This window comes from Xenorhabdus taiwanensis, assembly GCF_036512875.1.
Classification (GTDB): Bacteria; Pseudomonadota; Gammaproteobacteria; order Enterobacterales; family Enterobacteriaceae; genus Xenorhabdus; species Xenorhabdus taiwanensis.
In genome coordinates, this window is sequence record NZ_AP028978.1 from 3790596 (window position 1) to 3803727 (window position 13132).

Consider the following 13132-nt stretch of genomic DNA (forward strand, 5'->3'; position numbering starts at 1 on the left):
ACAGGCCGGAATAAATACTATGCTGAGTGCTTCTTCGCTTTATGCGGCTATTGATTTAGGTTCAAACAGTTTTCATATGCTGGTTGTCCGTGAAGTATCCGGCAGCATTCAAGTCGTTACTCGTATCAAACGCAAAGTCAGGTTGGCTGCCGGTTTAGATAAAAATAATCATTTATCACAGCAGGCAATGGAACGAGGATGGCAATGTTTGCGCCTCTTTTCCGAATATTTGCAGGATATTCCTGCCTCACAGATCCGCGTTGTTGCTACCGCAACCTTGCGGCTGGCAGAAAATTCAGATGAATTTACCAGAAAGGCCTCAGAAATATTAGGCAAACCTGTTCATGTGATCAGCGGCGAAGAAGAGGCTCAGCTAATTTATCAAGGTGTCGCTCACACGACCGGCGGGTCTGAAAAGCGACTTGTTGTAGATATTGGTGGTGCCAGTACCGAACTGGTAACCGGTATCGGAGCCAAAGCCAACCAGCTTTTCAGCCTTGAAATGGGCTGTGTTACCTGTCTGGAACGTTATTTCAATGATCGCAGCCTGACAGCAGAAAACTTTGCTAATGCAGAAGCTGCTGCACATGATATTCTCAGCCCTGTTACCCCTAAGCTGCTTGAGCAAGGCTGGAACGTTTGTGTAGGAGCTTCCGGCACGGTACAAGCCTTGCAGGAAATTATGATTGCTCAAGGTATGGATGAACTGATCACCTTACCCAAACTCCAGCAACTAAAACATCAGGCGATTGAGTGTGGCAAGCTGGAAGAGTTAGAAATTGATGGGCTGACACTGGAACGGGCGTTGGTTTTTCCAAGTGGGTTGGCAATCTTAATCGCCATTTTTCAGGCATTAAATATTGAAAGTATGATATTAGCAGGCGGCGCACTACGTGAAGGTCTGGTTTACGGGATGCTGGATTTGCCGATCGAGCAGGATATTCGGGCAAGAACCTTGTGCAATATTCAGCATCGCTTTCAACTGGATATTGAGCAGGCACAGCGTGTCAAACTGTTAGCCGAAAATTTTTTCCAACAAGTTGCCAAGTCATGGAAATTGGACGAACGTTGTCGTGAGTTATTGGTCAGTGCCTGTTTGCTCCATGAAATAGGCCTGTTTGTTGATTTTCGCCAGGGACCTGCACATTCCGCTTATTTGATAAGCCACTTGGATCTGCCTGGTTATACTCCTGCCCAAAAACGACTGTTGGCTATTCTATTGAAAAATCAAAGTGGTCCAGTGGATCTGGCATCACTCAGTCAGCAAAATGCTATGCCATTGTTACAGGCACAACGGCTATGTCGCTTATTGCGTCTGGCAATTATTTTCGCCAGCCGTCAGCGGGATGACACGTTGCCAGCTTTACGATTACAGGCGAAAAATGAAACGCTCATTATCACCTTGCCCCATCAATGGCAGATAAAACATCCGCTCAAAACTGAAGCATTACAGCAAGAAATGAAATGGCAGAGTTATACCCAATGGCCATTGTTCCTTGAGGAGCAAAACAACTCTCATCTCGGCTAAAATTTTTACTTTATTCCCCTGAACTTATCCATAAATGCAGGGGAATATTATCGTACTATTTATTATTGTTGATTTTTAGCCCAAGTCCCAGACGAGATTTAATATCGGCAAGGCGCGATTGCCCCTGTTTCATCCTTTCCTCTGCGCTCATCACCCGCTTACCTCGTGGCCAATCCAAATCATCCTGTGGCAACTCAAGCAAAAATCGGCTCGGTTCCGGACGGATAAGTTCACCAAACTGGCGACGCTCTTTGCTGAGGGTGAAAAAAAGTTCTCTCCGCGCACGTGTAATACCCACATAGGCCAAACGACGCTCTTCCTCAATGTTGTCTTCATCAATACTGCTTTGGTGAGGTAACAAACCTTCTTCCATACCCACCAAAAAAACATAGGGAAACTCCAGCCCTTTGGAAGCATGTAGCGTCATTAACTGAACTTGATCCAACTCTTCATTTTCCTCGCCTCTCTCCAGCATATCCCGCAACGTAAAACGCGCCACAACTTGGGAAAGAGACATTGGCTCATTCAAGTCATCTCCCTCAAGCATTTCACTCATCCAAGTGAAGAGCTGGTTGACGTTCTTCATTCTCATTTCAGCCGCTTTTGGGCTGGGAGAGGTTTCATATAACCAGCTTTCATAATCCATGCCACGCAGTAAGTCTCTCACCGCCAACAATGGTTCCCGCTCCGCCTGACGAGCTATTTCGTCCATCCAGTGGATAAAGCGCTGTAATGCAGCCAAACCACGTCCTGTTAAATGCTGCTCCAGCCCAAGATCAAAACTGGCTTGATATAAGCTTTTGCTACGCTGATTCGCCCATTCGCCCAATTTCTGGATCGTCACCGCACCGATTTCTCGTCGTGGTGTATTGACGATACGCAGAAACGCACTGTCATCCTCAGGATTGGTCAAAACACGCAAGTAAGAGAGCAGGTCTTTAATTTCAGGTCGAGAAAAGAATGATGTTCCTCCCGAAATTCGGTAAGGAATGCGATTTTGCATCAACATTTTTTCGAAGATACGGGACTGGTGATTACCGCGATATAAAATAGCGTAATCTTTATATTCCGTTTTATTGATAAAGTGATGAGCGATCAACTCCCCCACTACACGTTCAGCTTCGTGATCTTCATTGCTCGCTTCAATCACCCTGAGCGGATCACCATATCCCAATTCCGAAAAGAGTTTTTTCTCAAAAACATGGGGATTGTTGGCTATCAGAATATTCGCCGCTTTCAATATTCGCCCTGATGAACGGTAATTCTGTTCCAGCTTAATCACATTCAACTGTGGAAAATCATCCTTCAATAAAATCAAATTCTGTGGACGAGCACCACGCCATGAATAAATGGATTGATCATCATCTCCAACCACGGTAAAACGTGCGCGATTACCCACCAATAATTTCACCAGTTGATATTGACTGGTATTCGTATCCTGATATTCATCCACCAGCAAGTAGCGAATTTTATTCTGCCAACGCTCCCTGACTTCCTCATCATGCATTAACAGCAAAGTTGGTTTGGTAATCAGATCATCAAAATCGAGAACATTACAACTATTCAGGTGCAAGTCATAACGACGGTAACATTCTGCAAACTGGTGTTCCTGCGCTGAACGTGCCATTTTCATTACTTGTTCTGGCGACATTAAATCATTCTTCCAGTTAGAAATGTTCGAAATCAGTTTTTGTAGCAAATCCTTATCTTCTTGCAGCAAATCCGCAGTGAGATCTTTTAACAAAGCCATCTGATCTTGATCATCAAATAATGAGAAGTTACTTTTCATTCTCAGCGCGTTGTATTCACGCTTAACGATCTCCAACCCCAAGGTATGGAAAGTTGAGATCATCAATCCCCGTGTCTCCTTGCGGCCCAAGGTTTGGGCAACACGTTCTTTCATCTCACGTGCCGCTTTGTTAGTAAAAGTGACTGCCGCAATATGGCGAGCCTGATAACCACAGGTGCGGATCAAGTGAGCAATTTTATTGGTGATCACTCGAGTCTTGCCGGAGCCCGCACCCGCCAGAACCAGACAAGGTCCTGTTACAAATTCAACCGCTTGTTGTTGGCTTGGATTTAATCGCATACTGTTTTGAAAGCTGTATCTAAAACTCATTCATTTTATTATTAATCTATATGATAAATTACAAAATAACTTTTTTATTAATAAGTTAAATTACTCAGGCCAAGTATATCAATATTGATTCTATTGTAATTGAAATACATAGGATCTATTTAACTACGTTGATGTTATAACAATCAATTACGCTTACTGACATACAATCAATATCCCCAATAGACTTCAAGTTGTAGTTTGAAAGATAAAGGGAATCGAAGAGGATGTAATATGTTACGTAAAACAGGCTTTTTCTTTGATGAACTCTGTTTCTGGCATAATTCTGGTTTATCACATGTTATGACATTTCCGGTTGGAGGGTGGGTACAACCTCCCAACGGTGCAGGACATGCAGAATCACCGGAAACAAAACGCAGAATGAAAAACTTAATGGATGTTTCTGGATTAAGTCATTCATTGCAACTGCGTGGTGCTGAACCTCTCGATGATGCAACGCTGAGACTGGTTCATACCGAAGAGTATTTACAGCGCTTTAAATTCGTGAGTGATAATGGCGGAGGAATATTAGGCTCAGAAGCGCCAATAGGGCAAGGCAGCTATGAAATAGCCAAACTATCCGCCGGACTCACTTATGCCGCAGTAAAAGCGGTGTTACAAGGCGAGTTGGATAATGCCTATAGTCTTTCCCGCCCTCCTGGGCATCACTGTTTGCCAGATCAAGCAATGGGATTCTGTTTCCTTGCCAATATTGCCCTCGCCATTGAGCACGCAAAAGAGCAGCTTGAAGTTGGTCGAGTCGCAGTCATTGACTGGGATGTTCACCACGGCAATGGAACCCAACATATCTTCTGGGAACGTGATGATGTTTTGACTATTTCACTGCATCAAGATGGCTGCTATCCCGAAAGCTATAGTGGTGAGGAAGATATCGGGGCGGGTAAAGGGGCAGGTTTCAATATCAATATCCCATTGATGGCAGGAGCTGGGCACAATAGTTATCTTTATGCTATGGATCAGATTGTGCTCCCTGCATTGCGACGTTACCAACCCGAGTTGATCATCATTGCCTGCGGCTATGATGCCAATGCGTTTGATCCTCTGGCACGAATGCAATTGCACAGTGACAGCTTCCGTGAAATGACCCGCAGGGTACAGCAAGCAGCCGATGAGTTGTGCCATGGCAAATTAGTCATCGTTCACGAAGGGGGATATTCTGAAGCCTATGTGCCTTTCTGTGGGTTGGCTGTCATGGAGGAATTAAGCGGTGTGCGCACGAAAGTCAACGATCCTGCGCTGAATATGATCCAATCGCAGCAACCGAAAGAACGATTTGAAGCATTTCAGCGACAAGCCATTGATGAACTGAAATCGAAATTCGATTTGTAAGAATGAAAAAACTACCTGCCCGATAAAGTCACTCCGGGCAGGATAAACATTATATTAGCCACCGACTGCAATACGTTTCATATCTGTCATATAACCACGCAGAGTACGGCCGATAATTTCAATCGGATGGTTACGGATCGCTTCATTCACATCACGCAACTGCGCATTATCAACGCTGCGATCTGCAACTGCTTTTCCTAAGTCCCCTGCTTGCAGGGTTGCCATAAATTTCTCTTTCAGCAACGGAACTGCGACGTAGGAGAACAGATAGTTACCGTATTCTGCGGTATCAGAAATTACCACGTTCATTTCATACAGACGCTTGCGGGCGATGGTATTCGCAATCAACGGCAATTCATGCAAAGATTCATAATAAGCAGACTCTTCGATAATGCCAGTATCTACCATCGTTTCGAATGCCAGTTCTACCCCCGCCTTGACCATAGCAACCATCAGGACGCCATGATCAAAGTATTCCTGCTCACTGATATGCCCTGTGCAGTCTGGGTAATTTTCGAATGGCGTCTTACCGGTTTCCTCACGCCAGGTCAGCAAATTCTTATCGTCATTTGCCCAGTCTGCCATCATTGTGGAGGAGAATTCACCAGAAATGATGTCATCCATATGTTTCTGGAACAGCGGAGTCAAAATAGTTTTCAGTTGTTCTGATAAGGCATAAGCACGCAATTTTGCTGGATTAGAAAGACGATCCATCATCAATGTAATGCCACCCTGTTTCAGCGCTTCAGTGATCGTTTCCCAACCAAATTGCATTAATTTTCCGGCATAACCGGGATCAACACCATCAGCAACCAGTTGGTCATAACACAACAAAGAACCGGCCTGTAACATGCCACACAGAATGGTTTGTTCTCCCATCAAGTCAGACTTAACTTCGGCTACGAAAGAAGATTCCAGCACACCAGCCCGATGTCCGCCTGTTGCGGCTGCCCACGCTTTTGCGATCGCCATCCCTTCGCCTTTTACATCATTTTCTGGATGTACCGCAATCAGAGTAGGCACACCAAATCCACGCTTATACTCTTCTCGCACTTCCGTACCTGGGCATTTAGGTGCAACCATTACAACAGTGATATCTTTGCGGATTTGCTCACCCACTTCGACGATGTTGAAACCGTGGGAATAACCCAGCGCTGCACCTTCTTTCATCAAGGGTTGCACTGCCTGAACCACCGCTGAATGCTGTTTGTCTGGCGTCAGGTTGATAACCAAATCCGCCTGTGGAATTAATTCTTCATAAGTGCCAACCTTAAAACCATTTTCGGTTGCCTTACGCCATGATGGTCGTTTTTCATCAATCGCTTCTTTACGCAAGGCATAAGCAATATCTAAACCAGAATCACGCATATTGAGACCCTGGTTTAGCCCTTGCGCACCACAACCGATGATCACCACTTTCTTGCCTTTCAAATACCCTGCTTCGTTAGCAAATTCTTCCCGCGCCATAAACCGACATTTGCCTAACTGCGCCAATTGTTGGCGTAAGTTCAACGTATCAAAATAATTAGCCATGGTGACTCCGATATAATAATTGGGTGTAAGGTCATTTGCATAGAAACAATATATGACATGCAAGCCATTGCTGAAATTGATATATTAACAAGACTACATTGCAGTTTATGCAACACACTTTTTCACGGCAAACAGCCTCTCGATAAAAGGCCTAAAAACGATGGATCTACGTGATTTAAAACTGTTTTTACACCTTGCAGAAAGTTGTCACTTTGGCCGCTCAGCTAAGGCTATGCACGTCAGTCCATCCACACTTTCACGCCAGATCCAGCGTCTTGAGGAATTATTGGGGCATCCGCTTTTTCTGCGGGACAACCGAACAGTAAAATTGACCTTAGCCGGTGAACAATTCAAACAATTTGCCCAGCAAACTTTCCTGCAATATAAACAGTTACAGCATTCATTAAACCACCAAAGCCCATCACTAACGGGAGAGTTACGTCTATTCTGTTCAGTCACGGCTGCATATAGCCATCTTCCACAAGTATTGGATAAATTTCGGGCAGAACATCCCTTGGTGGAAATTAAACTGACAACAGGAGACGCTGCTGATGCCGTTGATAAAGTTCAATCCGATGCTATGGATTTGGGGATTGCAGGTAAGCCAGAGAAACTGCCTGATAATGTCAGCTTTACCAAAATAGGTGAAGTACCACTGGTACTGATTGCTCCTTCTCTGCCTTGTGCCGTGAGAAATCTCGCGACCCAGGAACACCCCGACTGGAATAACATCCCTTTTATCCTGCCTGAGCACGGGCCTTCCCGCAAGCGTATTGAACTGTGGTTCCGCCGACATAAGATCCTGCACCCCGTCATTTACGCGACAGTTTCCGGCCATGAAGCGATTGTTTCTATGGTAGCACTGGGTTGCGGAATTGCGCTGATCCCTACGGTTGTTGTCGAAAACAGTCCTGAACCTGTGCGTAACCGTATTTCACTGTTGGAAAATATTGCTTTGGTCGAGCCGTTTGAATTGGGTGTTTGTGCGTTGAGTAAGCGCTTGGGCGAACCGTTGATTAAGGCATTTTGGGAGCTATTGTAGTCTGGATGTCATTTTCAGAATTCTTGAATCTCACTTGCTGACACATAGTTTTAATAATCGAATGCTGCCGAGTTCTGAAAATGACAAAATTCCTACCTATCGGATAAATGGAGAGAAGCCTTTACCATATTCGTAGTGAGTCTAAAAGGTGGTGTATCCAAAACCGTGTTTAATACGACAGAACCAAATTAAATCCCACACCAATTCCAATTAGTACCTGAAAACATGCTATAGCAATATAGTATCGTGTTATGCACAGATCCATACACCACCGCAAAGGAGACATCATGAACCATCCTGATACCGCTATTTGCCTCGCCGCAATGGAACTCGCCCGCGACCACTCTCCTCCTTTTCTGTTCAATCATGTAAGTCGGACCTATGCTTTCGCCCGAGAAGCGGGAGCGATGCAGAAATCAACCCATGATGAGGAAATTCTATTTCTAGGTTCGATGCTACATGACCTTGGCCTAGTGGATGCTTTCGTTGCAGAAGATCGCTTCGAAATCGACGGCGCCGACGCGGCTGCCGACTTTTTGTCAAAGCAAGGCTATCCGGACAAAAAGATTGCTGTGATTTGGGACGCTATCGCGCTACATACGACGTTTAGTATCCCGCAGCGCAAACAACCGGAGATAGCACTTCTCCAGCTCGGCGCAGGAATTGATATTGGTGCCTTCCCGCGAACGCTTCTGTCACCCCAAGCAGTTGAGGTTATTCTCGCCGAATATCCCCGTCTAGGCTTCAAAAAGGCGATGTTGAATGCAATGGGATCAGTCGTGCGCCGCAAGCCAACGACCGGTGTCCTCAACCTTATGGGAGAGATTGGCCGCGAGCACGAACAGCTTCATGTTCTTAGCTTCTGCGATATGCTGGCTCATGCCGACTTTCCCGAATAGGGCACGAGCAAATACTGTCATTTTCAGAAGGCAACTGCACCAAACGCGATTATACTCGATACTCGTGTTTACCAAGGTGCGGCAACGGTGCCTACCAGAACTACTCTACACAACTCCAGCAATCCTGTGCAGTCGTCTTCTGATAATGACGCTGGAAATCATTATGATCTGAATATATAAAATCAGCAAAACAGCCTCCTTTGGGAAGATATTTTGCTGTTTATTGCTTTGATCGATAACTAAGTCAGAAATAATTTAAATGAAGGGTTATCGGTTTCATCATGGTATTCATAGCCCAACTCATCCAAATGGCGATCAAAACACACTTCTGATCCTGAAAGCTCAAAGGCCGCCAATACACGCCCATAATCCGTGCCGTGACTACGATAATGAAACAGCGTGATATTCCAATAAGTTCCCAGTGTCTGCAAAAATTTCAGCAAAGCACCTGGAGATTCAGGAAAAGCAAAGCTAAACAATCGCTCCTGCAATGGCTTGGATGGTCTCCCACCGATCATATAACGAACATGCAGCTTCGCCATTTCATCATCCGTAAAATCAGCGACTTGATATCCCGATGCTTTTAATTCTTCAATAATTTCACGCCGTTCAGCATTTCCCCGACTCAATCTGATACCAACAAAAATACAGGCCTGGTTTGGATCTGTTGCATCCGAATAACGATAGCTAAATTCAGTCACAACACGAGTACCCAGTATCTGACAAAACTGTAAGAAGCTCCCTTTTTGTTCAGGGATCGTCACTGCCAGCAAGGCTTCGCGTTGCTCTCCAAGTTCGCAACGTTCTGAAACGTAACGCAACCCATGAAAATTCACATTAGCCCCAGAAAGAATATGTGCCAGTCGTTCTCCCTGAATCTGATATTGCTGGACATATTTTTTCAAGCCTGCCAGCGCCAGCGCACCGGAAGGTTCTGCAACCGCCCTGACATCTTCAAAGATATCTTTCATCGCAGCACAGATAGCATCACTGTCTACCGTAATAACATCATCGACATATTGCTGGCATAAACGAAACGTTTCGTCGCCAATGCGTTTGACAGCTACGCCTTCCGCGAATAATCCAACTCTTGGCAAATCGACCGGATGCCCTGCTTCCAGTGCCGCTTTCAGACAAGCAGAATCTTCGGCTTCCACACCAATAACTTTCATTTCGGGTACAAGCTGTTTGATAAGAACGGCGACCCCCGCAATCAACCCACCGCCACCAACCGGAACAAAGATACGATCAAGATGAACATCCTGCTGTAGCAACTCCATTGCCAATGTAGCCTGACCTGCAATCACGACAGGATGGTCAAAGGGTGGCACGAAGGTGTAACCGTGTTCTTTTGCCATCTCAATGGCTTTTGCCTTTGCTTCATCGAAGTTCGTACCATGCAACAAAACCTCTCCACCAAAACTACGAACGGCATCGACTTTAATATCCGCTGTCGCTATCGGCATAACAATAGTGGCTTTTATGCCAACCTTACTGGCCGATAATGCAACACCTTGCGCATGGTTGCCTGCGGAAGCCGTGATCACGCCTTTGCTTTTCTGCTCTTCCGTCAAGCCTGCGATCATCGCGTACGCACCGCGCAATTTGAAACTATGTACTAACTGGCGATCTTCCCGTTTAACCAAAATAGTATTGCCTAAACGCGCAGAGATTTTTTTCATTTCCTGTAAGGGAGTGACTTGAGCAACATCATAAACTGGTGCACTTAATGCAGCTTTGAGATATTCCGCTCCCTTGGGTTCAGTATTAAGAGGATAAACCGCCACAATCAACTCCCCAGTTTGGTTTTATCACGTACAGCGCCTTTGTCAGCGCTGGTCGCTAATGATGCATAAGCACGTAATGCCAGAGAAACCTGACGCTCACGGGACTTAGGTGTCCACGCTTTATCTCCGCGAGATAATTCAGCCTGTGTACGCTCTGTCAGTGTTGTTTCCGCCACATCCAACTGAATTTTACGATTTGGAATATCAATATTGATGATATCACCGTCATAAATCAGGCCAATCAAACCACCATTTGCTGCTTCTGGAGAGACATGACCAATAGATAAGCCCGATGTTCCGCCGGAGAAACGCCCATCCGTAATCAATGCACAACTTTTGCCTAATCCCATCGATTTCAGATACGTAGTGGGATAGAGCATCTCTTGCATACCTGGGCCTCCTTTTGGTCCTTCATAACGAATAACAACCACGTCGCCCGCCACGACTTTTCCACCGAGAATAGCTTCTACTGCATCCTCCTGGCTCTCGTAAACTTTGGCTGGGCCACGGAAGGTCAGGATTTCTTTATCAACACCGGCTGTTTTTACAATGCAACCATCTCTTGCAATGTTGCCAGACAAAACGGCCAATCCACCATCCTGACTGTAAGCATGGGTGTATTCACGAATACATCCTGCTTCGCGATCTGTATCCAACGATGGCCAACGACAATCCTGTGAGAAGGCTTGCGTGGTGCGAATTCCAGCAGGCCCGGCTGAATACATGCTCTTAACACTTTCATCGTTTGTCAGCATGATATCGTATTGGGCTAATGTTTTTGGCAAATCCAAACCCAAAACATTTTTCACATCGCGGTGCAAAAGCCCTGCGCGATCAAGCTCACCAAGGATCCCAATCACACCGCCAGCACGATGTACATCTTCCATATGGTATTTCTGGGTACTCGGAGCAACTTTACATAAATGCGGCACCTGACGAGACAGACGATCAATATCCGCCATCGAGAAATCAACTTCGGCTTCCTGCGCTGCGGCCAATAAATGTAAAACAGTGTTGGTCGACCCCCCCATCGCAATATCCAATGTCATCGCATTTTCAAATGCCGCTTTGGTCGCAATATTACGTGGGAGAGCGCTATCATCGTTTTGCTCATAATAACGTTTAGTCAGTTCAACAATGCGTTTACCGGCATTGATAAACAGGCTCTTACGATCAGCATGGGTAGCAAGCAGTGAACCATTACCTGGCTGCGAGAGTCCAAGTGCTTCGGTTAAACAATTCATTGAATTCGCCGTAAACATACCTGAGCAAGAGCCACACGTCGGACATGCAGAACGCTCGATTTGATCGCTCTGTTCATCACTGACATTTGGATTGGCACCCTGAATCATGGCATCGACCAAATCCAGTTTGATCAATTGCTCAGATAATCGCGTCTTACCCGCTTCCATTGGACCACCAGAAACAAAAATAACCGGAATATTTAAGCGCAGAGATGCCATCAACATTCCCGGAGTGATTTTGTCGCAATTGGAAATACACACCATAGCATCAGCACAGTGGGCATTGACCATGTATTCCACCGAGTCAGCAATCAATTCACGCGAAGGTAACGAATAGAGCATTCCACCATGCCCCATCGCAATACCATCATCAACAGCGATAGTATTGAACTCTTTCGCAACTCCCCCTGATGCCTGAATTTGTTCTGCCACCAGTTTGCCAAGATCACGCAAATGTACATGTCCTGGCACAAACTGCGTGAATGAGTTAACAACCGCAATAATAGGTTTTCCAAAATCTGCATCTGTCATACCTGTGGCTCGCCATAAGGCACGGGCTCCCGCCATATTGCGGCCATGTGTCGTCGTGGCAGAACGGTACTTAGGCATTGTCTTCACTCCCATGTCAGTCTTATCAATTAACTTCGGCAATCAAAACAGGCGGGGAACGACCGCCTGTTGCGTTTTATATTTTTTATTAAGGATTAACGGGATCCAACCAACCCCATTTATCTTCTGTCGTACCATCAAATAAGCCAAAGAACGCGCTTTGGATTTTTTTAGTGACTGGGCCACATTTGCCGATACCCACCTGAATACCATCTACACTACGAACCGGAGTGATCTCCGCAGCCGTTCCTGTCATGAATACTTCATCCGCTAAATAAAGCGATTCGCGAGAAAGTGCCTGTTCACGAACTTCTAAACCAAGATCTTGTGCCAACTTGATGATGGCATCACGGGTAATCCCCGGCAGGGCAGATGAGGTAAATGGCGGTGTGAATAGAACTCCACCCTTCACTTCAAATAGGTTTTCGCCCGCACCTTCTGAAATATAACCATGAACATCCAGGGCAATACCTTCCTGATAACCATGACGTCGTGCTTCACTTCCCACCAGCAAAGAAGAGAGATAGTTGCCTCCCGCTTTTGCGCCTGTAGGGATCGTATTTGCTGCCATGCGATTCCATGAAGAAACCATCGCATCAATGCCTTGATCTAAGGCTTCCTCACCAAGATAAGCTCCCCACGGGAAAGCAGCAATGATAACGTCTGTTTTATAGCCAGCCGGTGGATTTACTCCCATTCCAACATCACCCACAAATACCAATGGACGAATATAAGCACTGACCAATTTATTTTTACGCAGCGTTTCACGGCAAGCTTCCATCAATTCGTCTACACTTTGGCTCACTGGAAAACGGTAAATCTTGGCTGAGTCACGCAAGCGCTGCATATGTTCACGATGACGAAAAACAACGGGCCCTTTGTGGGAGTCATAGCAACGAATCCCTTCAAATACCGAAGTACCATAATGTAAGGCATGGGACATAACGTGAACTTTGGCATCTGCCCAAGGCACCATTTCTCCATTGAACCAAATATAATCAGCTTGCTTTGTCATTCTCAGTTT

General features: G+C 45.6%; 9 protein-coding genes. 4 read left to right on the plus strand and 5 right to left on the minus strand.

From position 1 onward, the window contains the following. Positions 1 to 19 precede the first annotated feature (19 nt). Positions 20 to 1528 carry a guanosine-5'-triphosphate,3'-diphosphate diphosphatase gene (gene gppA / locus ACE1SE_RS17655; RefSeq protein ID WP_374051979.1) on the plus strand — a complete coding sequence of 503 codons (1509 nt, stop codon included), beginning with the start codon at positions 20 to 22 and terminating at the stop codon, positions 1526 to 1528. A gap of 55 nt (positions 1529 to 1583) precedes the next feature. On the opposite strand, the gene rep is transcribed toward gppA, so the two are convergent. Continuing rightward, positions 1584 to 3617: a DNA helicase Rep gene (gene rep, locus ACE1SE_RS17660; RefSeq protein WP_374051980.1), complete on the minus strand. Its 2034-nt coding sequence runs from the start codon at positions 3615 to 3617 to the stop codon at positions 1584 to 1586. Between the two features lie 261 nt (positions 3618 to 3878). Here rep and ACE1SE_RS17665 point away from each other — a divergent pair, with 261 nt between their 5' ends. After that, positions 3879 to 4994, plus strand: coding sequence for a histone deacetylase-like amidohydrolase (locus ACE1SE_RS17665; protein WP_374051981.1), 1116 nt, complete (start codon positions 3879 to 3881; stop codon positions 4992 to 4994). A 54-nt stretch (positions 4995 to 5048) separates the two neighbouring features. On the opposite strand, the gene ilvC is transcribed toward ACE1SE_RS17665, so the two are convergent. After that, positions 5049 to 6527, minus strand: a complete 1479-nt coding sequence (ilvC, locus tag ACE1SE_RS17670) for a ketol-acid reductoisomerase (RefSeq protein WP_374051982.1) — start codon at positions 6525 to 6527, stop codon at positions 5049 to 5051. Positions 6528 to 6687: 160 nt separating this feature from the next. On the opposite strand from ilvC, the gene ilvY reads away from it, so the two are divergent. Then, a complete protein-coding gene (ilvY, locus tag ACE1SE_RS17675) occupies positions 6688 to 7569 on the plus strand; it encodes an HTH-type transcriptional activator IlvY (protein WP_374051983.1) in 882 nt (293 codons plus the stop codon). A gap of 287 nt (positions 7570 to 7856) precedes the next feature. Then, the gene (locus ACE1SE_RS17680; RefSeq protein WP_374051984.1) at positions 7857 to 8468 is read left to right on the plus strand and encodes an HD domain-containing protein; all 612 of its coding nucleotides are present in this window, start codon (positions 7857 to 7859) and stop codon (positions 8466 to 8468) included. Between the two features lie 239 nt (positions 8469 to 8707). Here the strand turns inward: ACE1SE_RS17680 and ilvA are convergent, their stop codons facing one another. From ilvA to ACE1SE_RS17695, 3 genes are all read right to left on the minus strand, one after another. Beyond that, entirely contained in the window at positions 8708 to 10255 is a 1548-nt protein-coding gene (gene ilvA, locus ACE1SE_RS17685) for a threonine ammonia-lyase, biosynthetic (RefSeq protein WP_374051985.1), read from the minus strand. Between the two features lie 2 nt (positions 10256 to 10257). After that, the gene (ilvD, locus tag ACE1SE_RS17690) at positions 10258 to 12108 is read right to left on the minus strand and encodes a dihydroxy-acid dehydratase (RefSeq protein WP_374051986.1); all 1851 of its coding nucleotides are present in this window, start codon (positions 12106 to 12108) and stop codon (positions 10258 to 10260) included. A gap of 88 nt (positions 12109 to 12196) precedes the next feature. Further along, positions 12197 to 13123 carry a branched-chain amino acid transaminase gene (locus ACE1SE_RS17695; RefSeq protein ID WP_374051987.1) on the minus strand — a complete coding sequence of 309 codons (927 nt, stop codon included), beginning with the start codon at positions 13121 to 13123 and terminating at the stop codon, positions 12197 to 12199. Between the last annotated feature and the right edge of the window lie 9 nt (positions 13124 to 13132).